Raw genomic sequence first — 21,354 nt, 5'->3', positions numbered from 1 at the left:
AATGAAAAAAGTACTGTTCGTCTGTCTGGGAAATATCTGTCGGTCACCCACTGCGCACGGTGTGTTTGCTCATCAAGTTGCGGAGTCAGGCTTATCAGACCGTATCAGGGTCGATTCAGCTGGCACCAGTGGCTGGCATGATGGGGGATTACCGGACAGTCGTTCAATGCAGCAGGCAGCAGATCATGGTTATGACCTTTCATTTATTCGTTCCAGAAAGGTGGCGCCTTCTGATTTTGTTGAGCAGGATTATATCCTGGCTATGGATAGAGAAAATCTGAAGAACCTGCAAAAGATCTGTCCGCAAGAGCATGCCCATAAACTGCGGCTCTTTCTTGATTATGCTGACCTGCCAGTATCTGAAGTTCCTGACCCTTACTATGGTGGTAATGAAGGCTTCGAGCGAGTGCTCAACCTTGTTGAGCTTGGTGGGGTTGCGTTGCTGGACCATTTGAAGAAAAGCCTGCAATAAACTGCATCTTCCCTGTATCTGCCAGCCCATGTGGGCTGATTTCTCCAATTTGTATTGAATAAACTATTGATGACGTTCCCACTTAAGATTTGTGACCATTATCCTCTGGTAGAGAAAAATACCTTGGGTCTGCCATCTACTGCCAGGTACTACGCAGAGGTGAATTCGGTCGCTGAGCTGCAGTCTGCACTGACTTTTGCCAGGGAAAAGCGGTTGCCTGTTATTCCCCTGGGGGGGGGCAGTAATGTCGTGCTTGGCGATTTTCTGAATGCTCTGGTTGTACACGTTAATCTCAAGGGAAGAGCGGTTTTGAGTCGCGATCAAGATTCTGTTCGGGTAAGGGCTGAGGCAGGAGAAAACTGGCATGAGTTTGTGTTGTGGTCCCTGGAGAATGGGGCCTATGGACTGGAGAATCTTTCCTTAATACCGGGCACCGTTGGCGCTGCACCTATTCAGAATATCGGTGCCTATGGTGTTGAATTGAAGGACTCTTTCGTTTCGCTGGAGGCGATGAATCTTGAATCCGGGCTTGTGGAATATTTTGACCGGCAGAGTTGCGGCTTTGGCTATCGCGATTCTGTTTTCAAAAGAGAAAAGCGAGATCAGTATATTATTATCTCTGTGACACTGGATCTCGACGCGACATTAAAACCCAATCTTGGTTATGGCCAGCTAGGTGATTTGGTTTCCCGGCGCTTTGGTGATCAGGCGCCATCCGCTATTGATATCAGTCAGGCCGTTTGTGATATTCGCCGTGAAAAATTGCCGGACCCATCTGTGGTGGGAAATGCTGGCAGTTTTTTCAAAAATCCTGAAGTATCACAGGCAGAGATGGATCGCTTGAAACAGGCATATCCAGATATTGTTGCTTATCCTGTCGGGCAGAACTGGAAGCTGGCTGCTGGTTGGTTAATTGATCAGGCTGGGCTAAAGGGAATGCGTGAGGGTGCTGTTGGAACTTATCAATATCAGGCTTTGGTACTAATTAATCATGGAGGCGCAACCGGTCAGCATGTACTTTCATTCTCGAACATGATTCAGCAAAAAGTTAACGACAAGTTTGGTGTCTTGTTGGAAAGAGAGCCCAGGCTGTATATGGAAGCTCTCAAGCTGGTTTGAGACCTTAAGGGGGAGCATTTTTCTGTCTCTGCAGAAATAACCTATTTCCGTTTATCCTTTTTCTGTGGGATATAGCAGATCTTCTGAAGATAGCAGGCAATGGATTGCTCGCTTGCTTCAAAGTGGGGTTGCGGCAGGTTGTCAGGTGTAACCCATCGCCAGCCATCGCATTTTTCAGGCTCTCTGTTTTCAGCCTTGCCGCCAGGATATTTGGCCTTTAAGCAGACAGAAATATAATGTTTGTTCTCCTCCTGAAAGGTTTTCAGGTTGTTAGTGATGGCGATGACCTTTGGGCTTTTGATAAGGAGTCCTGTTTCCTCCTGGACTTCACGGATTGCTGTTTCTTCAAACGTCTCCCCTAACTCAAGGTGTCCGCCGGGAATAGACCAGTAGGGGGCGTGGCTTCCCTTACGCTTGCCAACCAATATCCTTCCATCCTCCCTGACAATAATGATTCCAATGCCAACTCTGGGGTGGCTCATTACGATTGTCTCCATCAATTATAAGTTTGTAGCATTGGCTATTGATGCTAATGATTCAGGCTATGTTGACTCACAAGAGCTATTTTTTGGAAGTAAAAAAAAACGGGGCGGAAACCACCCCGTTTGAAAGTATCTCAACCGGTATTACAGGTTGCTTTCTTCAGTGCGCGTCTGAGGTGCTTCCTGTGCTTCACCTTCTGATTCAGCAGGCAGTTCGATCTGCTGAGTCTGACGCTTGGCTCTAGGGTCATTATGGGCACGGCTGCGACGACGACGAGGCCTTTCAGAGGTTTCATCAGCAGGAGCTGTGTCTGCTTCACTTGCTTTAAGTTCTGCTGACTGGCCATGCTGACCTTCAGTCTGTTCAGCAACTTCTGCTGCTTCTACAGCCTTGCTCTCAGCCACTTCGGGGAGAGGTGCCGGTTGAGGCTCGACAGTGTTTTTCTGACTGCTTTCACCTGCATCTGCAGTGTTGACTGGTTTCTCTTCGTCAGACTGATTTAATGCCTGTTTCAGCATCTCTTCAGCTTCATTGGCTGTCATGGGCGCTTTGGGCTCTACAGCGTCTGCTTCTACTTCCGGCGCAACCGGTTTCTCGAATGCGGATGGCATGGACCCAAACGCAGGCTTGTCGAGATTATGAGACGCTGCAACGGCTTTTGCCATTTCAGTCATTTGAGGACGAGGTTTTACCTTTTCCTGCTCAACGGCTGTTACTTCTTCAGCATCGCTGGCTGCCTGCTCGCTCTGATTTTCCTGAGTGGTCGTCTCAACAGAGGCGTGTTCGGCTTTTTCCGGATGTGCTGATGAAACATCATCTGGCGCTGAAGCCTTCAGCTCGCCTGTAGGCTCTTGATCAACAGAAGGCTTTTGAACCACTGGTGACTCGGAATCACTCTCTACAGAGATTTCAGATTTACAGTCCTGAGGTGAAGGTTGCTTAGCTTCCCTGAGACGGCGAGGGTCGTTCTTCACTCTTCTTGAGCGGCGAGGTCTCGCTTCTTCCGGGGTTTCAGTGGTATCAGCAGTGGTGATCGGAGCTTGCTCTTCAAGAGAGGCATTGCTGGCTTCGACTGCCTTGTCCGCTGGTGCACTTGGAGTTTCGTTAGCAATTTGAGTGCCTTCTGAGGTCACTGCAGCAGGTTTGCTGTTTTCAATCTCAGGCTTCTCAATGTTTGCAACTGACTCTTTTTTATCAACATGTTTTTCTTGAGGGGCACTTTCCTGTACGGCTGCTTCATGGGTAGAAGGTGCGTTTCCAGACCCTTTGGTGCTTTCAGGCAGCAGTGGCTGCAATTGCGGCTCGTTCTGCTGCAGGCGCTGAGACTGACGGTTGTTGCGACGACGAGGAGCAGAGTTCGGGCGGCGGCGGCGATCACTGGACCCCTGTTCTGACTCTTGGTCCTGGCGGCGTTCCTGTCTGGGTTCCCGTTGTTCCGCTACTTCCTGCTTGTCACGCTGGCGTCTTTCCTGCTTCTCGAAGCGGTTTTCCTGCTTTGTGGGGCGGTTGTCCGACCGTTCCTGCTGGCTCTTTTTGCGCTCTTTCTGAGGGCGGTTGCTGTCCTGCTTGTCGCGGCGCTGGGAGTCAGTTCGGGTCTTCTTTCTGTTTTGGCCGGATTGATTGTCACGGCGTGCCGGTTGACGTTGCTGGATTGATTTGTCCTGGCCAGCAGATTTGTCATCATCATTGTCAGAGTTAAAGAGGCTGCCGATGGACTTCAGCAGGCTGCCAATAAACCCGGGTTTAGACTCAGACGCTTTGATTGCCGGAGCAGGCTGTGCAGGGGCAACATTTCGAACGGCGGCCTGCTGTCTGGGCTGTGGCTTGGCTGCTGTGGTCAGTTCTTCTGAGCTGGCGTCTTCACCCTCAAGAATGATCTCGTAGCTGCTCTCGTGATCCTGCAGGTTGTCATCACGGAGGCGCTGAACGTCGTAATGAGGGGTTTCCAGATTGGCATTTGGAATGACAATGATGCGGGCATCATGGCGCTTCTCGATCTTGGCGATCATCTTACGCTTTTCATTCAGTAGGAATGCTGCAACCGGAACGGGTACCTGTGCACGAATTTCGGACGTCTTGTCCTTCATTGCCTCTTCTTCCATCAGGCGCAGGATAGATAGAGCCAGAGACTCAATATCCCGAATCGTGCCCTGGCCTGAACAGCGAGGGCAGACAACGCCACTGGTTTCACCCAGTGATGGGCGCAGACGCTGACGCGACATTTCCAGCAGGCCAAAGCGGGAGATGCGGCTGGTTTGAACGCGGGCACGATCAACTGAGAGTGCCTGACGAATGCGGTTCTCAACTTCCCGTTGATTCCGGTTGCTGCCCATATCGATAAAATCGATAACAATCAGTCCGCCAATATCACGCAGGCGCAGCTGACGTGCAATCTCATCTGCCGCTTCAAGGTTGGTATTGAAGGCGGTTTCTTCGATATCGCCACCACGGGTCGCACGGGCAGAGTTGATATCAATCGATACCAGGGCTTCCGTTGGGTCAATAACAATCGAACCACCGGATGGTAGTTTGACTTCACGCTGGAAGGCGGTCTCGATCTGGCTTTCAATCTGGAAGCGGTTGAACAGGGGGACACTGTCTTTATACAGCTTGATCTTGTTCTGGTACTGAGGCATGACCTGTTTGACAAAGTCCAGGGCTTCTTCATAAACCGAGGTTTTGTCGATCAGTACTTCACCAATATCCTGGCGCAGGTAGTCACGGATGGCGCGGATAATGACATTGCTTTCCTGGTAGATCAGGAATGGCGCGGGATTTTTGTCTGCGGCGTCTTTGATGGAGTTCCAGAGCTGCAGGAGGTAGTCCAGATCCCACTGAAGGTCTTCGGTAGAGCGACCAAGGCCCGCTGTACGAACGATGACACCCATCTCGGATGGGATGTTCAGCTTGCTCATGGCCTCACGAAGCTCAGCTCGCTCATCGCCTTCGATACGGCGTGAGATTCCACCGGCGCGTGGATTGTTAGGCATCAGGACAAGGTAACGGCCAGCCAGACTGACCAGTGTTGTCAGGGCGGCACCTTTGTTACCGCGCTCTTCCTTATCAACCTGAACGATAACCTCTGTGCCTTCCTTGATAACATCCTTGATGTTTGGACGCCCACCAGTATGGCCTACAAAGTATTCCCGGGAGATCTCTTTCAGGGGCAGGAAGCCGTGTCTCTCTGCACCGAAGTCGACAAAAGCGGCTTCAAGGCTAGGCTCGACACGAGTGATTTTTGCTTTGTAGATGTTCGCTTTCTTCTGCTCGCGGGCTCCGGATTCGATATCCAGATCGAACAGGCGCTGCCCATCGACGAGTGCAACCCTCAGCTCTTCTTGCTGGGTCGCATTGATCAACATTCTCTTCATAGAGTACCAAATTGCTAATGGCTACCCTAATCAGCCAGAGTTGTTCGTGACTTTCGGTTAATCCAGCGCATCCATTGTTTCACGGGCAATCCATCGTGTTTCTGGAAGAACCCGGCCTGCCACTTGACGTATTCGCGGTGGCTGACAGTGCAACTGGTTTCCTTCAGCTTCTGTACAAACTCTTCGGTGCTACCCGACTGTACACAGGCCGACAACCGCGTGTAGAGCGGTATGGTCGGTTGTAACCAACTATCAGACTTACAGCCGGACTTATTTCAAGGATAAGGCTGTAACGATATAGCAATCCGCATCCGTATGTTGACCGGATGCAAAGTGGGGAGATGCGTTGATCGGGCGCTTCTGGCTGGTTGTGGATACGTTCACAGGTATCACTGAGCCTTTCACTAGCGTATGACCCGTCCGCTTTTCCTCATCCCTGGCATCGGGAGCGCAACCTCTGATCTTGGGTGGCACTGTTTATCTATCACGGCTGTGGCCGTGGTCTTTAATCATTCAGCAATCATGGCAGGAACTCATGCCCTCCGGGAGGGATGCAACTGGTTCATCTGCCATGATGTGTGCCTGAGCGGCTATTCCTGAAGTTACTTAACCCGGACTTGTTCATCGGGTAAAACGTATCTCCAGTTTATTTTTCGGCCCGTTTAGCGGAATTTGAGTGATACCATTCCTCTTGGGGGCATGCTCAGGCTTCGTAAATCGAACTGCCTCTTCGGATAGTTACAAGGCATTGCCACAACTATATCAGTAATCTGTAAGTGCTTCAAATGACACAAAGCTGATAACATTACCTGAACGAAAATAGCGGTAAGCCTTGAAAGCCTTTTTATCTCAAATGGTTAGGGTAAAGCTTTTGGGCTGCGACTTTGCATAAACAGATATGTGGTTAGACGATTGAAACAAACGCGCAATATTAATGGTAAAGGCCGTTCCACTCACAGGAAAGGTGTCCAGAAGCCTGGTAGGGCTGGGGTGGTGGTTTCTGGTCGTGAGGCTGAGCGAGCGTGTTCGGAGAAAAATGCTTTCTTTCGAAAGCCAAAGGAACAGCCTTCTATTGATAAGGAGGTCGTTGATGGTGGCGTTGAAGTGGCGAAAGTTCATTTTATTACCATTGATGACGATGCGGCGGGTCAGCGTGTTGATAACTTTCTTTTGAGGGTGCTTAAGGGGGTGCCCAAGACAAGGATCTACCGTATTGTTCGTAAGGGCGAGGTGCGAGTTAATAAAAAGCGTGTAACCGCAGACTACCGCCTCGAGTTGAATGATGTTGTTCGTATTCCTCCGGTCAGAATAGCGGAAAGGGAGGCTCCGGTGAGGCCGGCTGACAGTGTGATTGCTCAGTTGGAAAAGGCGGTTCTCTATGAAGATGATCTGCTGCTGATCATCAATAAACCGTCTGGGCTTGCTGTGCACGGTGGGAGTGGCCTGTCTTACGGAGTGATTGAAGCGCTTCGCCAGCTTAGGCCGGAAAACCGTACTCTTGAGTTGGTGCATCGACTGGATCGAGATACCTCTGGTTGTCTGGTGATTGCCAAGCGCCGCAGCATGCTGCGTCATCTTCATAATCAGTTGCAGCAGAAAGAAAAAGTTGAAAAGCTGTACCATGCATTGGTAGTCGGAAAATGGCCGGCCAGAAAACAGTTGGTGAATGCTCCGCTGCTGAAGAATGTTCTTCAGTCAGGAGAACGTATGGTCCGGGTGCATGTGGACGGTAAAAAGTCCCGGACGGCTTTTCGCGTGCTGGATCGTTTTCCGAATATGACGCTGGTTGAGGCTTACCCTATCACCGGTCGAACCCATCAGATTCGTGTTCACTGTCTGCATGCGGGGCACCCCATTGCCGGGGATGGGAAATACGGTATGGATGCGGATAACCAGTCTCAGAAGCAATTTGGCCTTAACAGGTTGTTCCTGCATGCGGCCAGTATCGAGTTTGATTTGCTGGATGGTAAAAGATTGAAGGTTGAAGCCCCTTTGCCGGAGGATCTTGCAGAGGTGTTATCAGTTTTGAAAGGAGAGTAGGGAATGCTGGATGTCGGATCGAAGAATTGATAAATATGCTCTGATTGTTTTTGACTGGGATGGGACACTGGTTGACTCCATTCCGAATATTGCTGAAGCGTTGAGACGGGCGGCGTTGGAAGAGGCGCTGCCTGTTCTGGGAGATGCTCTTTATCGCAGTGTTGTCGGGCTGAGTCTTGGGCCAGCGCTGCAGAGGTTGTATCCGGAATTGTCGGATGAGGGGAATCGGCGGCTGCGGATGGCTTACAAACATCATCACAGTGAATTGGAACAGTCACCATCCCGGCCATTTTCGGGAGTGGAAGCTGGGATGACCGCCATCAGGAAAAGCAATGCCATTCTGGCGGTTGCTACAGGCAAGCGTCGTCCAGGGTTGCAGCGATCCATGGCGGCAAATGGCTTGGAGTCTTTTTTTGATGCAAGTCTGACTGCCGATGATGCCAGGTCAAAACCTGATCCGGATATGATTGAGCAGCTTATGGCGCGGTTCCAGGTGTTGCCTGATCAAGTATTGATGATTGGAGACTCTGGTTTTGATATGGAGATGGCCCATAGGGCTGGTACTGATGCGCTGGCAGTAACCTATGGGGCAGGCTCTCATGAGTCTCTTCAGGCCTTTGAGCCGGTATATGTTGCCGAGAATTTTGAAAGTGTTCTCGTCTGGCTGGGTATTTAGTCTGAGATTATTCAGGCAATTTGAGTGGACATTTTAAGGGGTTGTTATGCAGGACAAGTGGCGGGAGTCCTCGTCTGAGGCGCAGGATCGCCTTGACAGTAATCGAGCCTGGGATCTGGTGGATGCCCTGGCTAAAGGGGCGTTGCTGGAGCAGCGTCGTTCCAGACGGTGGAGTATATTTTTTAAACTGCTGACGTTTGGCTGGTTGTTCTTTTCCGTTGCTGTCATTTATAACGCCACCAATATTAATGATGTAGCGATCAGTAATGACTCTGGTGAGCATACGGCCCTGGTGGAGATTGATGGCCAGATTGGTGGTGGTGATGTGGATGCAGATGTCGTGGTGTCGGGGTTGCGTTCAGCATTTGAGGATCCAGGTACTAAAGCGGTCATTCTGAGGATTAACAGCCCGGGTGGTAGCCCTGTGCAGTCTGGTTACATCTATGATGAGATTCTCAGACTGCGTGATCTGCATAAGGATACGCCTCTTTATGCGGTCATTATGGATATTGGTGCGTCTGGTGGGTATTACATTGCCGCGGCCGCTGATGAAATTTACGCTGACAAAGCCAGTCTGGTGGGTTCTATCGGTGTTATTTCTTCAGGCTTTGGTTTTGTCGGGGCGATGGAAAAGCTGGGGGTTACCCGCAGAACCTATACCTCCGGTGAAAATAAGGCATTTCTTGATCCGTTTCAGTCCGTGGACCGCGAAGCAGCAGCCCAATGGCAGGAGTCGCTGGATACTATTCATCAGCAGTTTATTGATGCGGTTAAAACCGGGCGTGGTGATCGGCTTGTGGATCGGTCGGACATCTTCTCTGGCATGGTCTGGTCTGGAGAACAGGCCAAAACACTTGGTCTGATTGATGGTCTGGGCAGTGCGGGTTATGTGGCTCGTGAAGTGGTGGGTGAGGAGGATATTGTTGATTATACCTTCCGTCTTTCACCGCTGGAAAAATTTGCCCGGGATTTTGGGGCTGGTGTCAGCGCCACTCTGGTGGAAGCGCTGGGTGATGGTTTTCACTTGATGTGATTTGAACACCCATCAGGTCTTCTCTGGAAGACCTGATGGGTACCTTACCTGCCTATGGGGTAAACCCCTTCATTCATCAGCATGGTGGTCAGGGTGATCAGTGGTAGTCCAATCAGGCTGTCAGGGTCATCGCCAGCCATTTTTTCGAACAGGGTTATACCCAGTCCTTCGCATTTGAAGCTGCCAGCGCAGTCCAGTGGGCTCTCTGCATCTATATAGGTGCCAATCTGCGTACTGGAAAGTTTTCGGAACCAGACGGTGTAGTCCACACAAGTCAGCTGGTACTGCTCTGTAGCTGTTTTCAGAAGGCAGAGTCCGGTGTGGAAGACGACCTGCCTGCCACTGCAGCTTGAGAGTTGTTGGATGGCCTTTTCCCGGGTTCTGGGTTTTCCAAGAATGGTATTGTTCAGAGCGGCAGTCTGGTCGGAGGCAATAATCAGAGTGTTCGGATGCTGATCTGCCAGTATCATGGCTTTTTCCCTTGAAAGCCTTATTGATAAGTCTCTGGCGCTCTCTCCCGCTTCAGGAGTTTCGTCAATGTCCGGTGAGGCCTGGCTGAATGTCAGGTTGAGTCGTTCAAGCAGGCGCTTCCGGTAGGGGGAGCCTGAGGCTAATAGTATGTTCATGATTCTACTTTACGCAGGTGATGCGGATAGTCGAGCACAGTATGCATTGTCTCGAATTTTTGTGAAACACGCCTGCGCCTTCAGGAAGCAGGTTGTGAAAAATACAGTATTGAGGCATGTTAATCATGAAATAGTTGAAAATCTGATAAAAAGGTTGTTTGACAGAAAAGGGGCATCGCCCTATGATTGCGCGCTTATGTTATCAGGCCAATTACCAAAAACCGTTGATCCGCGTAAACTCGCGCGTCAGGGGTTACAGTTTGAAGGTTCGCTGGCGCTTAAACAGTTTGATCGACTGGTCGCCAGTCTCGCTGACGATCAGGGTGAGGTGAAGGTCTTTCTTCATTTCTACATGAGCGAAGATCATCGAGTGGTTCTTGAGGGGCATGTTGAGGCAAATCTCAAAATGATTTGTCAGCGCTGTCTCGATGTAGCAGAACTGCCCGTGCGTTCAGACCTCAACCTGATGGGTGTATTGACCGATGAGCAGGCCCGGTCCCTGCCAGAGGGTTATGAACCCCTGATGCTCCAGGAGGAGCCGATGGAGTTGGTACCCCTGTTGGAGGAGGAGCTCCTCTTGAGCCTTCCTATCGTGGCTTATCATCCGCCTGAAGCCTGCCAGGTTCAGCAGGATTTTACTACTGAATCTGATGAAGAGGCTGAGGCTTCCGCTGCTCAGGCAGAGGAAGAGAAAAAGCGTCGTAACCCGTTCAGTGTTCTGGCCAGTCTGAAAACAGATACTACCGAACCCAAATAGAGATCCAGGAGAGTTGACACATGGCTGTTCAGCAAAATCGTAAAACCCGTTCCAAGCGTGACATGCGCCGTTCTCACGACAGTCTGACTGCTTCTCAGCTGTCTGTTGATGCGACTTCCGGCGAAACTCATCGTCGTCATCACATGACTGCTGATGGCTTCTACCGTGGCCGTAAAGTGCTTGAAGGTAAAGTCAGCGAGTGAGTCGTTGCATGCCAGGACGGTTAGCAACTCCAGGACGGAGAATAGCGCTTGATGTGATGAGCGGGGACGAAAGTCCCCGTTCTCGTATTCGGGCTGCCCTCCGGGCTCTGGATGCTTATCCGGACCTCCACCTTTCTCTGGTTGGTAATCAGAAGCTGATTGCTGATCACCTTTCTTCCGTTTCCTTCGATCAGTCTCGCCTCACTGTTATTCATGCAGAGAAGACCATTGGTATGGACGAAAAGCCATCCTCTGCGCTCAGGGCCAAAGAGGGCAGTTCCATGTGGGTTGCTCTTGAGCAGGTTGCTGATGGTCGTGCAGCCGCCTGTGTCAGTGCGGGAAATACCGGCGCGCTGATGGCGATGGGGCGATTTGCACTGAAAACCTTTGTCGGTATTGATCGTCCTGCCATAGCCGGCGCTATTCCCTGTGCTGGAGGCAGTGTTTTGCTTCTGGATATGGGAGCCAATGTTGATTGTTCGGCTAACAGTCTTTATCAGTTTGCTGTCATGGGGTCTCTGCTTGCTGCTTCTGTGAGCGGTATTGCTTCTCCCAGGGTGGGCTTGCTGAACGTTGGTACTGAGGATATCAAGGGGAATGAGCAGGTCCGGTTGGCAAACCGTCTCTTGAGGGAGGATGGGCGCCTGAACTACATCGGTTATATCGAAGGGAATGATGTGTTTGCCGGCCGGGCGGATGTGGTGGTCTGTGATGGTTTTGTCGGTAATATTGCCTTGAAAACCGGAGAAGGGGTTGCCTGTCTTATTCGTGATAGCCTGGTGGCAGCCTTTCAGCAGACGCTATGGCGTCGCTTTCTCTCCCTGCTGATTGCGCCAGTAATGCGCAAAATCTATAAAAGTATCGATCCTGTGGTTTACAACGGTGCCAGCTTTCTGGGGCTTCAGGGGATAGTGGTGAAAAGCCATGGCCACTCTACGGAAGAAGGCTTTTTTCGCGCTATTGGTGAGGCGGTCAGAGAGGTGGACAGCGATGTGCCTGGACGGTTAGCTGAAGAAGTAGAGTCGATGCTGAGAGGGTAGTTTGCCTGTTTTTGCCATCAGAAACATAAATTTACTTACCTTGTTGTCTACTTTTTCTATAATTGCTCCGGTTTTCTACAGGGAAGCGTGGCCGAACTCTGGTCTGACTGCCTATTTTATAGTGGTTCTATCCAGATGGCTCGCTTTGTATCCAATTGAATTTAGGTGTTCTTTGTAAGAGAACGCTTTGGAAAAAGAGCGGGTTGAAATGATGGACAAGCTTGCTTTTGTCTTTCCCGGGCAGGGGTCTCAACAAGTTGGCATGCTGGCGGACTATTTGTCAGAGCCTGTGGTGCAGGCGACGTTTGCTGAAGCAGCAGAGGTGCTTGGCTTTGATCTACTGAAAATGGTCTCCGAGGGCCCGGCTGAGCAATTGAATCAGACCGAGAATACCCAGCCTGCACTGCTGGTATCCAGTGTGGCGCTCTGGCGTCTCTGGTGTGAGCGTCAGGGGGAAGCGCCGGCGATGATGGCTGGGCATAGCCTGGGTGAATATTCAGCACTGGTTTGTGCCGGAGCGATGAATTTTGCGGATGCGGTCAGGTTGGTCCGTCTGCGTGGACTTTTCATGCAGGAAGCGGTTGCATCCGGTGAAGGGGCCATGGCTGCAATTATTGGCCTTGATAATGCGGATGTGGTTGCTGCCTGTGAGAAGGCTGCGCAGGGAGAAGTTGTCGAGGCGGTAAATTTCAATGCACCCGGACAGGTGGTGATTGCCGGTCAGGTTGCAGCGGTTAAGCGTGCCATTGAGTGTGCAAAGGAAGCGGGAGCCAAGAGAGCGATCGAGCTGCCGGTCAGTGTTCCTTCACATTGTGCCTTGATGAAGCCGGCTGCAGAGCGTCTCCAGAAAGAGCTGGATGGTATTGAATTGATTGAGCCGGTGATTCCGGTTGTTCAGAATGTGTCTGCTGATGTCTGTTCAGATCCGGTTCAGCTTAAGGCGAATCTGGTTGCTCAGCTGTACAGTCCAGTGCGCTGGGTTGAGTCTGTGGAAGCCATGATGGCTGCAGGTGTAGGTCGGTTTGCTGAGTGCGGCCCTGGTAAAGTGCTGGCTGGATTGAATAAACGTATTGCACGACGTGCGCCCATTGCTACGCTGGAGTCTGCTGAGGCTATGGCTCAGATGCTGGCAGAAGCTAACCAATAAGGAACAGGCAGGAAATGACAGTTGAAAGAGAGCTGGAAGGACAGGGTCTGAAGGGTAAAGTTGCTCTGGTTACCGGTGCCAGTCGTGGTATTGGCAAAGCAATAGCGATTTCCCTGGGTAAAGCTGGAGCCACGGTGATCGGCACGGCGACTTCTGAGTCCGGTGCGGCTGCCATTACTGAAGCTTTGCAGGCGGAAGGTATTCAAGGTCAGGGTATGGCGTTGAACGTAACGTCAGCGGATGAGTGTCAGGCAGTGGTCAAGGCGGTCAGCGCAGAATATGGCGCACCGCTGATTCTGATTAACAATGCTGGCATTACCCGTGATAATATCCTGATGCGCATGAAGGATGATGAATGGGATGATGTTATTGACACCAATCTCAGCTCCATCTTCCGTATGAGTAAAGCTGTCCTGCGTGGTATGACCAAAGCACGCTGGGGGCGGATAGTGAACATCAGCTCTGTCGTTGGTTCCATGGGGAATCAGGGGCAGGCAAATTATGCAGCGGCCAAGGCTGGTATTGAAGGTTTCACCAGGGCGATGGCTCGTGAAGTGGGTTCCAGAAGCATTACGGTGAACACCGTTGCTCCCGGCTTTATTGAAACTGATATGACCAAGGCGCTGCCTGAAGAGCAGCAGTCCTTCCTGCTTGGACAGATTCCTCTGGCCCGGCTTGGGCAGCCGGAAGAGATTGCTGCTTCTGTTGCTTTTCTTGTCAGTGAGCCTGCTGGGTATATCACTGGTGAGACCCTGCATGTCAATGGCGGCATGTACATGAATTAATCCTCCCTTGCCCGATTCTGTAGTGCTTTAACAGCGATGAGCAGGGAGAAGAAAACCCTGTTCTTATGGGTTGGGTTTTGGGGTTTTATTAAATCTGTTGTCAATTTGCGTGGATAGTCACTGGTTTTCCATGAACTGGCTTGAAATTCCCATAATTGACCATATACACTAGTTCACCTGTAGCCTCAGGCTGCACCGAATATCGATAGGAGCACAACAAGGTATGAGCACCATTGAAGAGCGCGTTAAGAAGATTGTTTGCGAACAGCTTGGCGTGAAGGAAGACGAAGTCACTAACAGTGCGTCATTCGTAGAGGATCTGGGCGCGGACTCTCTGGACACTGTTGAGTTGGTGATGGCGTTGGAAGAGGAATTCGAAACTGAGATTCCTGATGAAGAGGCTGAAAAGATCACCACTGTTCAGGAAGCGATTGACTACGTTGTTGCACACTCCTGATTCTGCCTTGATTTGCACAACTGTTTCTTTGTGACACGCTTTTTCGATGCTTTTTCTTTAGTGGAAGTATTTCGAAAGTGTGCCAGTCGAAAGCCGCATGACGATTGTCTGCGGCTTTTGTTGTTTATGGCAGCCTGCTGGGCTATAAAGGCTGGCTGCATGGTGAAATTATCATCGTGTTGTTGTCGTTTTTCATATGAGCATCCCTGATGATGTTCTGATGTACAAATGACGGATCATTAAATCTGTACGGCAGGTCAGCAGGAGAGTCAGTCTTGTCGGAAGAAAAAAAAACAGAACGATTATCGCAGCGAATGCGTAGGCGAGTGGTTGTGACAGGCATGGGGGCGATCACCCCTGTGGGCAATAATGTCAATGACAGCTGGTCAAATCTGGTAGCAGGTCGCAGTGGTATTGAGGCGATCTCTCACCTTGATACCGAAGGGTTCAGTGTCTCTATCTGTGGGGCGGTCAAAAGTTTTGATCCTGCTGGTGTTATTGACAAAAAAGATGCCCGAAAAATGGACGTCTTCATCCAGTACGGTGTTGCTGCTGCAGCTGAAGCAATAGCGGACTCTGGTGTTGTTGTTGATGACGATTGTGCTCACCGTTATGGTGTGGCGATTGGTTCGGGTATTGGTGGTTTGACGTCTATTGAACAGAACCACTCTACGTTACTGAATAACGGTCCTCGTCGAATATCCCCATTCTTTATTCCCGCTGCGATTGTCAATATGGCGGCGGGCTGGGTCTCCATGAAGTACAACCTTCAGGGGCCCAATTTTGCGACCTCTACAGCCTGTGCAACAGGGAGCCATGCCATTGCTCTGGCGGCGAGAACTATTGCTTACGGTGATGCTGATCTTATGGTGGCTGGCGGTGCCGAAAAAGGTTCGTCAGCACTTGGAATGACTGGTTTTGCGGCAGCTCGTGCGCTTTCTACCCGCAATCATGAGCCTGAAAAAGCCAGTCGCCCCTGGGATGCGGAGCGTGATGGTTTTGTCCTGGGTGATGGTGCCGGTATTCTGGTGCTTGAAGAATACGAACATGCGGTTAAGCGTGGGGCCAGAATATACGCAGAACTCAGTGGTGCAGGCATGAGTGGTGATGCCTGGCATATGACGTCACCGCCTGAAGATGGTCGTGGCGCCGCACGTGCCATGATGTCAGCTCTGGAAGATGCAGGTTTGGTACCGGAAGAGGTGTCGTACATTAATGCTCACGGTACGTCCACACCCGCAGGGGATGTAGCAGAAACCCGGGCAATTCATAAGGTATTCGGCGAGCACGCTACCCGTCTGGCGGTCAGCTCTACAAAATCCATGACTGGCCATTTACTGGGCGCTGCCGGGGCTGTCGAGGCGGTATTCAGTATCAAGTCGCTAGTTGAGGGTGTGATTCCCCCGACCATCAATCTGGATGAGCTGGGCGAAGGCTGTGATCTTGATTATGTGCCGCACCATGCCAGAGAAATGCAGATGGATCATGTTTTATCCAACTCATTTGGCTTTGGTGGCACCAATGTCACGCTGGCATTTTCCAAAATAGACGGTTGACACTGAAACTGATGTGTAAGAGGGCGGCCGGATGAGTGATTTTTCAGTCTGGGTTAATGGTGAGCCTGAAGGTTTTTTGCCGGTTTCAGACCGCGGGCTGGCCTATGGGGATGGCTTATTTGAAACGGTTCGGGTTTCGGTTGGTAAGCCAACGCTTGCAGATTACCATTGGCGTCGCTTGCAGCGCTCTTGCGAACAGCTGGGTATTGCACTGGATATTGAACATCTGCTTGGAGAGGTGGATGCCTTTCTGTTGGATAACCAGGCCGGAGACGCTGTGCTGAAGGTTATGATAACCCGGGGCAGCGGTGGGCGAGGCTATAACCCCGAGGGTTGCCTCTCTCCTTGTCGGATCTTCTCACTTCACCCTCTGCCGTCAAGGTCGCGTGATCCTGGTTTGCATGGCGCGCGGGTAAAGCGCTGTCAGTTACGTCTTGGGCGAAGTGCTCTGGCAGGGTTGAAGCACCTGAACCGTCTTGAGCAGGTGCTGGCCAGAAGAGAATGGCAGGGAGATGCATACGACGAAGGTCTGTTGTGTGATTTCGACGACAACCTGATTGAGGGCACCATGAGTAATCTGTTTGTTGTGACTCATGAGGGGAGCCTGGTTACTCCGGATCTCTCGTTTAATGGTGTATCGGGGGTTTGTCGCGATTTTATTATTGAGTTTGCCCGTCATCGTGGAATTAGTGTTCAGGAGCAGTCTGTATCCCCTGATCTGGATGTTGCAGAAATCTTTCTCTGTAACAGTGTCAACGGTGTCTGGCCTGTGATTGAATATGAAGGAAGGGAGTGGGGGATTGGATCCCTGACCGCCCAAATTCGAGATTGTGTACTGGAAGAATTAAATGCTTAGGAAGTTGCTGCTGACGTTGTTCGGTGGTTTGCTGGCAGTGGTTATAGGTCTTGCTGTTGGCTGGTATGGTCTGCACTGGTACGGTGATCAGAAGATTCCGGTTGCCAGTGATGCAGAGTTTGTTATTGTGCCGGGAGACTCGCTGGGACGTGTGGTAAAGCGACTGTCGGCAGGCCAGCTTATTCAATACCCTGAAATGTTTAAGGTTCTTGCCAGGGTCAAGGGGGTTGCTGCGGACCTTCATGCTGGTGAGTACCTGATTGCTCCCGGTACGACCTATCGGCAGCTGTTGAACAAGTTTGTTGAAGGTGATGTCCGTTACTTCAGTGCTACTTTGGTGGAGGGGTGGACATTAAAAGAGTTACTAATGGACTTGAATAGCCACCCGAAGCTGAGCTCTCCTGTAGAGTTGAAAAACCTGGCGGCGGTAATGGCTCCAATTATTAAAGATGTTCCGCAGACAGAAAACCTGGAAGGGTTGTTTTATGCCGACACCTACAGCTTTGAGGCAGGAACCTCGGTTTCTTCCATTCTGAAAAGGGCTCATAAAAGGCTTCAGTCAGTTCTTGAGGATGAGTGGGGCAAGAAGGCTGAAGACCTGCCCTATAAATCGTCTTATGAAGCCTTAATCATGGCCTCGATTATTGAGAAAGAGACCGGCGTACCATCAGAACGACCTGATATTGCCGGTGTCTTTGTCAGGCGCCTGGAAAAAAGGATGCGACTGCAGACGGATCCGACGGTTATCTACGGTATGGGTGATCGCTATGAGGGGGAGCTGAATCGTCGTATGCTTCGGGAGCGAACAGCCTATAACACCTATGTTATTCACGGTCTGCCGCCTACACCGATAGCAATGGTTGGACGGGAGGCTATTCAGGCAGCACTGAATCCATCCGATGGGAAAGCGCTTTACTTTGTTGCCCGCGGTGATGGAACTCACCACTTTTCCAAAACACTGGCTGAGCATAATCGTGCCGTGCGAAAGTATCAGATTACGGAACGGCGGAAAGATTATCGCTCTTCTGTGCAATAATAATGCACAGAAAAATATTGGTTACTGATGAAACTGAGAGATAGATGGGTTTTTTTCTGACGATTGAAGGCTGTGAAGGGGCCGGAAAAACCACTGCGAAAGGGGTTGTTCTGCAATGGTTGAAAGCTGCTGGTCATGAGTTTATTGAGACTCGTGAGCCGGGTGGAACGCCATTGGCAGAACAGCTCAGAAATCTGGTGCTATCAGAGCATGAGGAAATCGTTACTGATACCACTGAGCTTCTGATGGTGTTTGCTGCGCGCAGTCAGAACTTAAGTCAGCGAATAGAGCCTGCTCTGGCAGAGGGTAAAGTGGTTGTTTGTGATCGGTTTACCGATGCAACCTATGCCTACCAGGGTGGGGGACGTGGTATTGATGAGCAGCGTATTGCCATACTGGAACGGCTGGTACAGGGTGATCGCAGGCCGGATATGACGCTGCTTCTTGATATTGAGCCAGAGTTAGGTCTGGCGAGGGCTAAAGGCCGTGCTATCGAGCAGGGTGGGTCTCTGGATCGAATTGAGCAGGAAGCGATCGAGTTCTTTCACCGTGTTCGCAATGTTTATCTAGAACGAGCTCAGCGCTTTCCAAATCAATACGTTGTTATTGATGGTGGTCAGTCGATTGCAGAGGTAGAAGCAAGCATAGTTAAAGCTTTGCAGGAACGGCTTGGGAATAAATAGTTTTCCTGCTGTCTAATGCATGGTCGCCCGTCAATCAATACCTGCAAAAGCATGAGCGGTTCTGGCTTTTTCAGACAGCGGTTAGCGTCTATTAAAGTGGTGAAAGGTTGGATTAATTGAGTTCTGAATCAACTGATATTGTAAACAATTTTCCGTCAGGGCCTCTGCCCTGGCAGGATGCGCAGTGGAAGCCTCTGATTCAGCGAATGCAGGCAGGCTTGCTTTCCCATGCGTTGTTGCTAAAGGGTGTGCCAGGTGTTGGCAAAGGGAATTTTGCCAGGGCTCTGGCTACCCGCGTACTGTGCAATCAAAATGCTGATGATTATGCCTGTGGTCACTGTAAAAGCTGTGAGCTGGTAAAGGCAGGTACTCATCCTGATCTGCTGGTGGTTCAACCTGAGGCAGCAGGAAAGCCCATTAAGATTGATCAGATTCGCCATGTCAATGAGTTTGCCCGTAAAACCGCCCAGCAGGGGGGGCGCAGGGTGATCGTTATTAACCCGGCCGAAGCGATGAATGTTAATGCTGCCAATGCATTACTGAAGAGTCTTGAAGAGCCGGGAGGTGATACCCTCTTTATTCTGGTCAGTGCTCGCTCCGGAGATATGTTACCCACAATCCGTAGTCGCTGTCAGATGGTTTCTTTCACCGTACCGGATCTTGCTCAGTCAAAAGCCTGGTTATCGGATCATATTGCCGATTCATTGGTGGTGGATCAGTTATTGAGCCTTTCATCAGGTTCACCTATGTCGGCCAGATCAATGTTTGATAATGACACCTTGTCGGTTCGTGGTCGCCTGGTTAATGCTGTGCCAGAGTTGTTCCGGGGGAATATTACTCCGGTAGAAATGGCGAAAGACTGGCATAACGGTAACGTTACTGAGCTGCTGGCATGGATGGGAAGTTGGCTGGATGATGCTGTAAAACTCAAATTGGCCGCCGATGAAAGCAGTATTAGAAATCGTGATTTGTTGAGAATGCTGAACTATCTTGCTAAGAAAGTTGAAGCGTCCGAGCTGTTGAAGTTGAGAGATAAAATCATGCTCCAGAGGCAGCAGTTGCTTGAAGGCGCCAACCTGAATAGCCAGATGCTGATGGAAGGTGTATTCAGTGACTATCTTGAGCTGGTGGTATAGTCAGGGTTTTAATGAGCTATTTTAGAAAATAGTAAGGAGAGGGTTGTCATGGGGAAAGGGATGCAGGGGCTGATGTCTCTGACCATACGGGACACGGCATCACTCTATGAAGCGTACATGCCATTTATCAGTGGTGGTGGATTGTTCGTACCGACCCATAAACATTACAACCTCGGGGATGATGTATTTATTCGTCTGACTCTGATGGATGAACCGGAAAAAATCCCGGTGCCCGGTAAAGTTGTGTGGGTTACTCCTATGGGAGCTCAGGGTGGCCGTCAGGCTGGCATTGGTATTCAATTTAATGATCCAACGGACAGTGTTCGAACCAAGATTGAAACCTATATTGCCGGGGCTCTGGCTTCAGATCGTCCAACTAATACGATGTGATTTCATAAGTTAGAAGATTTTAGCGGCTTTTACTGCACTGCAGTAAAAGCCGTGTTTTGTTGAAGTGTCTGTTGGCTGAAAGCTTTGATTGCTTCAGCTTGTGTGAAAGTCTATAGGGCTGTGTATGTTTATTGACTCCCACTGTCATCTGGATCGCCTGGATTTGAGTGTTTATCAAGGAAATCTTGATCTGGCGGTAGAGGCTGCCCGTGAAGCGGGCGTGGATCGCATGCTCTGTATTGGCATTGATCTGAAAAATGGTCCGGAAGTCGTATCGCTGGCGGAACGATATGAAGATGTGTATGCCTCAGTTGGTGTTCACCCGCTGGACTGTAAGGAGGTCGTGCCTGATATCGAGGTTGTTCGTTCACTTGCGAACCATAAAAAAGTGGTTGCTATCGGTGAGACAGGGCTTGATTACTACTATGCCACTACCGAAGGCGCTCAGGCGGTGCAGCGGCAGTCCTTTATTAACCATCTTGAGCTCGCCGCAGAGCTGGAGTTGCCAGTGGTAGTGCATACCCGCGATGCCAGGGAAGATACTCTGGACTTTATCCGTGAGTACGGTTCCAGAGAGTCTGCCGGGGTGCTGCACTGCTTTACCGAGTCTCTGGAAATGGCAAAGGCAGCCTTGGATCTGAATTACTTCATCTCCATCTCTGGTATCGTTACCTTTCGCAATGCTTCGGCGTTAAGAGAGGTGGTTGAATACCTGCCTATGGACCGGCTGCTGATTGAAACCGACTCCCCCTATCTTGCGCCGGTCCCGCATCGGGGAAAGTCCAATGAGCCTCGGTTTGTTGCCGATGTGGCACGATTTATTGCTGAGCTAAAGGGAGTTACGCCTGAGGAGCTTGGTGAAAAAACCTCTGACAATTTCTATCGGCTTTTTTATCGAGCAGTCTGATTAATAAATAATTGTCGTGTAACTTAATGCGATAAATAAAATGTCATTTATCAGGTTTTGTGTGTTTTATGGGGCTGTTTGCTCTGCTCTCACATCGTTTTTGTCTGCCGAAGCGGGGTGAGAAAAACTATGGCGATTAAGGTATTTTTTGGTTATTTCTAATAGATATTGGTAAAAATATCCTGCTCGCCAGTATGGCATATCACTTCCAGTCTCTTTATAATCGCACCACCATTTTCATCGGTGATGTTGCGGATTTAGGCTCAGGTACGGAATTTCCGATCATGCTTCGGCTAAATATAAGGAACTTAGTGTTCTCAAATTACGACGCGTGTCTATCTGGATGCCCATCAGAATTCTGCTGGTTTCAGCGGAGTCTTTTCTGTGTCTGATCGGATTGCCAGATTGCTTTCCGGGAATATAACTGCGCAGCAGTAACCTTGAAAAAGGGGTGCACTACTTAGCCCCTGCTGCTTGACCCTGATGCCTCCGGTCTCAGGGTTTTGCTTTGCCCGGCGTGTTTGCTCCCCTTTCTCAAGTTGTCTACTGACCATTATGTGCAGTGCCCCGGCCAGTGCTCT

At 50.4% G+C, this 21,354-nt stretch carries 22 protein-coding genes; 18 read left to right on the top strand and 4 right to left on the bottom strand.

Annotation, left to right across the window (positions count from 1 at the left end):
• The first annotated feature begins 1 nt into the window (after nucleotide 1).
• Both ACOCLE_RS10355 and murB read left to right on the top strand, forming a co-directional pair.
• Nucleotides 2-472 (top strand): low molecular weight protein-tyrosine-phosphatase, encoded by a 471-nt coding sequence (locus tag ACOCLE_RS10355; RefSeq protein ID WP_419536630.1) that lies wholly within the window; start codon nucleotides 2-4, stop codon nucleotides 470-472.
• 69 nt (nucleotides 473-541) lie between these two features.
• Nucleotides 542-1,591, top strand: a complete 1,050-nt coding sequence (gene murB / locus ACOCLE_RS10350) for a UDP-N-acetylmuramate dehydrogenase (RefSeq protein WP_419536629.1) — start codon at nucleotides 542-544, stop codon at nucleotides 1,589-1,591.
• A 41-nt stretch (nucleotides 1,592-1,632) separates the two neighbouring features.
• Here murB and ACOCLE_RS10345 read toward each other — a convergent pair whose 3' ends face one another.
• The 3 genes from ACOCLE_RS10345 to ACOCLE_RS10335 all read right to left on the bottom strand — a co-directional run bounded on the left by ACOCLE_RS10345 (nucleotide 1,633) and on the right by ACOCLE_RS10335 (nucleotide 5,919).
• Nucleotides 1,633-2,073 (bottom strand): nucleotide triphosphate diphosphatase NUDT15, encoded by a 441-nt coding sequence (locus ACOCLE_RS10345; protein WP_419536628.1) that lies wholly within the window; start codon nucleotides 2,071-2,073, stop codon nucleotides 1,633-1,635.
• A 144-nt stretch (nucleotides 2,074-2,217) separates the two neighbouring features.
• A complete protein-coding gene (rne, locus tag ACOCLE_RS10340; protein WP_419536627.1) occupies nucleotides 2,218-5,445 on the bottom strand; it encodes a ribonuclease E in 3,228 nt (1,075 codons plus the stop codon).
• Between the two features lie 270 nt (nucleotides 5,446-5,715).
• On the bottom strand, nucleotides 5,716-5,919 hold the full coding sequence (locus ACOCLE_RS10335) for a hypothetical protein (RefSeq protein WP_419536626.1): 204 nt from the start codon (nucleotides 5,917-5,919) through the stop codon (nucleotides 5,716-5,718).
• Nucleotides 5,920-6,516: 597 nt separating this feature from the next.
• Here ACOCLE_RS10335 and rluC point away from each other — a divergent pair.
• Genes rluC through ACOCLE_RS10320 form a run of 3 tightly spaced genes read left to right on the top strand, consistent with a single transcriptional unit; the run spans nucleotide 6,517 to nucleotide 9,194 of the window.
• Nucleotides 6,517-7,485 carry a 23S rRNA pseudouridine(955/2504/2580) synthase RluC gene (rluC, locus tag ACOCLE_RS10330; protein ID WP_419537195.1) on the top strand — a complete coding sequence of 323 codons (969 nt, stop codon included), beginning with the start codon at nucleotides 6,517-6,519 and terminating at the stop codon, nucleotides 7,483-7,485.
• A 10-nt stretch (nucleotides 7,486-7,495) separates the two neighbouring features.
• Nucleotides 7,496-8,161, top strand: a complete 666-nt coding sequence (locus tag ACOCLE_RS10325; protein ID WP_419536625.1) for an HAD family hydrolase — start codon at nucleotides 7,496-7,498, stop codon at nucleotides 8,159-8,161.
• A gap of 46 nt (nucleotides 8,162-8,207) precedes the next feature.
• The gene (locus ACOCLE_RS10320) at nucleotides 8,208-9,194 is read left to right on the top strand and encodes a S49 family peptidase (RefSeq protein ID WP_419536624.1); all 987 of its coding nucleotides are present in this window, start codon (nucleotides 8,208-8,210) and stop codon (nucleotides 9,192-9,194) included.
• Nucleotides 9,195-9,238: 44 nt separating this feature from the next.
• On the opposite strand, the gene ACOCLE_RS10315 is transcribed toward ACOCLE_RS10320, so the two are convergent.
• Nucleotides 9,239-9,820 (bottom strand): Maf family protein, encoded by a 582-nt coding sequence (locus ACOCLE_RS10315; RefSeq protein WP_419536623.1) that lies wholly within the window; start codon nucleotides 9,818-9,820, stop codon nucleotides 9,239-9,241.
• Here ACOCLE_RS10315 and ACOCLE_RS10310 point away from each other — a divergent pair.
• The 13 genes from ACOCLE_RS10310 (at nucleotide 9,819) to ACOCLE_RS10250 (ending at nucleotide 20,773) form a co-directional block, all read left to right on the top strand.
• The gene (locus ACOCLE_RS10310) at nucleotides 9,819-10,577 is read left to right on the top strand and encodes a YceD family protein (RefSeq protein ID WP_419536622.1); all 759 of its coding nucleotides are present in this window, start codon (nucleotides 9,819-9,821) and stop codon (nucleotides 10,575-10,577) included. The two genes, ACOCLE_RS10315 and ACOCLE_RS10310, sit on opposite strands and share 2 nt — an antisense overlap.
• Before the next feature lie 20 nt (nucleotides 10,578-10,597).
• Complete coding sequence (gene rpmF, locus ACOCLE_RS10305; protein WP_066016808.1) at nucleotides 10,598-10,780, top strand: 50S ribosomal protein L32; 183 nt, start codon at nucleotides 10,598-10,600, stop codon at nucleotides 10,778-10,780.
• An 8-nt stretch (nucleotides 10,781-10,788) separates the two neighbouring features.
• Complete coding sequence (plsX, locus tag ACOCLE_RS10300) at nucleotides 10,789-11,820, top strand: phosphate acyltransferase PlsX (RefSeq protein WP_419536621.1); 1,032 nt, start codon at nucleotides 10,789-10,791, stop codon at nucleotides 11,818-11,820.
• Between the two features lie 208 nt (nucleotides 11,821-12,028).
• Nucleotides 12,029-12,967 (top strand): ACP S-malonyltransferase, encoded by a 939-nt coding sequence (fabD, locus tag ACOCLE_RS10295; protein WP_419536620.1) that lies wholly within the window; start codon nucleotides 12,029-12,031, stop codon nucleotides 12,965-12,967.
• Nucleotides 12,968-12,981: 14 nt separating this feature from the next.
• On the top strand, nucleotides 12,982-13,752 hold the full coding sequence (fabG, locus tag ACOCLE_RS10290; RefSeq protein WP_419536619.1) for a 3-oxoacyl-ACP reductase FabG: 771 nt from the start codon (nucleotides 12,982-12,984) through the stop codon (nucleotides 13,750-13,752).
• 223 nt (nucleotides 13,753-13,975) lie between these two features.
• Nucleotides 13,976-14,209, top strand: coding sequence for an acyl carrier protein (gene acpP, locus ACOCLE_RS10285; protein ID WP_020582918.1), 234 nt, complete (start codon nucleotides 13,976-13,978; stop codon nucleotides 14,207-14,209).
• Between the two features lie 314 nt (nucleotides 14,210-14,523).
• On the top strand, nucleotides 14,524-15,765 hold the full coding sequence (gene fabF, locus ACOCLE_RS10280; protein WP_419537194.1) for a beta-ketoacyl-ACP synthase II: 1,242 nt from the start codon (nucleotides 14,524-14,526) through the stop codon (nucleotides 15,763-15,765).
• A 31-nt stretch (nucleotides 15,766-15,796) separates the two neighbouring features.
• The gene (gene pabC, locus ACOCLE_RS10275; protein ID WP_419536618.1) at nucleotides 15,797-16,621 is read left to right on the top strand and encodes an aminodeoxychorismate lyase; all 825 of its coding nucleotides are present in this window, start codon (nucleotides 15,797-15,799) and stop codon (nucleotides 16,619-16,621) included.
• Complete coding sequence (mltG, locus tag ACOCLE_RS10270; RefSeq protein WP_419536617.1) at nucleotides 16,614-17,657, top strand: endolytic transglycosylase MltG; 1,044 nt, start codon at nucleotides 16,614-16,616, stop codon at nucleotides 17,655-17,657. Before pabC ends, mltG begins: the two co-directional genes overlap by 8 nt.
• 44 nt (nucleotides 17,658-17,701) lie before the next feature.
• The gene (tmk, locus tag ACOCLE_RS10265) at nucleotides 17,702-18,340 is read left to right on the top strand and encodes a dTMP kinase (protein WP_419536616.1); all 639 of its coding nucleotides are present in this window, start codon (nucleotides 17,702-17,704) and stop codon (nucleotides 18,338-18,340) included.
• A gap of 116 nt (nucleotides 18,341-18,456) precedes the next feature.
• The gene (locus ACOCLE_RS10260) at nucleotides 18,457-19,476 is read left to right on the top strand and encodes a DNA polymerase III subunit delta' (RefSeq protein ID WP_419536615.1); all 1,020 of its coding nucleotides are present in this window, start codon (nucleotides 18,457-18,459) and stop codon (nucleotides 19,474-19,476) included.
• 48 nt (nucleotides 19,477-19,524) lie between these two features.
• Nucleotides 19,525-19,866: a PilZ domain-containing protein gene (locus tag ACOCLE_RS10255; protein WP_419536614.1), complete on the top strand. Its 342-nt coding sequence runs from the start codon at nucleotides 19,525-19,527 to the stop codon at nucleotides 19,864-19,866.
• A gap of 124 nt (nucleotides 19,867-19,990) precedes the next feature.
• On the top strand, nucleotides 19,991-20,773 hold the full coding sequence (locus ACOCLE_RS10250) for a TatD family hydrolase (protein WP_419536613.1): 783 nt from the start codon (nucleotides 19,991-19,993) through the stop codon (nucleotides 20,771-20,773).
• Nucleotides 20,774-21,354 lie beyond the last annotated feature (581 nt).

It is taken from the genome of Endozoicomonas sp., assembly GCF_965196975.1.
Classification (GTDB): Bacteria; Pseudomonadota; Gammaproteobacteria; order Pseudomonadales; family Endozoicomonadaceae; genus Endozoicomonas.
This window is presented reverse-complemented; position numbering and strand designations above follow the sequence as displayed.

Coding starts and splice junctions, on each gene's coding strand:
- ACOCLE_RS10355 (WP_419536630.1), top strand. CDS start 2: ATGAAAAAAGTACTGTTCGTCTGTCTGGGAAATATCTGTCGGTCACCC.
- murB (WP_419536629.1), top strand. CDS start 542: ATGACGTTCCCACTTAAGATTTGTGACCATTATCCTCTGGTAGAGAAA.
- ACOCLE_RS10345 (WP_419536628.1), bottom strand. CDS start 2,073: ATGAGCCACCCCAGAGTTGGCATTGGAATCATTATTGTCAGGGAGGAT.
- rne (WP_419536627.1), bottom strand. CDS start 5,445: ATGAAGAGAATGTTGATCAATGCGACCCAGCAAGAAGAGCTGAGGGTT.
- ACOCLE_RS10325 (WP_419536625.1), top strand. CDS start 7,496: ATGTCGGATCGAAGAATTGATAAATATGCTCTGATTGTTTTTGACTGG.
- ACOCLE_RS10320 (WP_419536624.1), top strand. CDS start 8,208: ATGCAGGACAAGTGGCGGGAGTCCTCGTCTGAGGCGCAGGATCGCCTT.
- ACOCLE_RS10310 (WP_419536622.1), top strand. CDS start 9,819: ATGATTCTACTTTACGCAGGTGATGCGGATAGTCGAGCACAGTATGCA.
- ACOCLE_RS10315 (WP_419536623.1), bottom strand. CDS start 9,820: ATGAACATACTATTAGCCTCAGGCTCCCCCTACCGGAAGCGCCTGCTT.
- rpmF (WP_066016808.1), top strand. CDS start 10,598: ATGGCTGTTCAGCAAAATCGTAAAACCCGTTCCAAGCGTGACATGCGC.
- plsX (WP_419536621.1), top strand. CDS start 10,789: ATGCCAGGACGGTTAGCAACTCCAGGACGGAGAATAGCGCTTGATGTG.
- fabD (WP_419536620.1), top strand. CDS start 12,029: ATGATGGACAAGCTTGCTTTTGTCTTTCCCGGGCAGGGGTCTCAACAA.
- fabG (WP_419536619.1), top strand. CDS start 12,982: ATGACAGTTGAAAGAGAGCTGGAAGGACAGGGTCTGAAGGGTAAAGTT.
- acpP (WP_020582918.1), top strand. CDS start 13,976: ATGAGCACCATTGAAGAGCGCGTTAAGAAGATTGTTTGCGAACAGCTT.
- fabF (WP_419537194.1), top strand. CDS start 14,524: ATGCGTAGGCGAGTGGTTGTGACAGGCATGGGGGCGATCACCCCTGTG.
- pabC (WP_419536618.1), top strand. CDS start 15,797: ATGAGTGATTTTTCAGTCTGGGTTAATGGTGAGCCTGAAGGTTTTTTG.
- mltG (WP_419536617.1), top strand. CDS start 16,614: ATGCTTAGGAAGTTGCTGCTGACGTTGTTCGGTGGTTTGCTGGCAGTG.
- tmk (WP_419536616.1), top strand. CDS start 17,702: ATGGGTTTTTTTCTGACGATTGAAGGCTGTGAAGGGGCCGGAAAAACC.
- ACOCLE_RS10255 (WP_419536614.1), top strand. CDS start 19,525: ATGGGGAAAGGGATGCAGGGGCTGATGTCTCTGACCATACGGGACACG.
- ACOCLE_RS10250 (WP_419536613.1), top strand. CDS start 19,991: ATGTTTATTGACTCCCACTGTCATCTGGATCGCCTGGATTTGAGTGTT.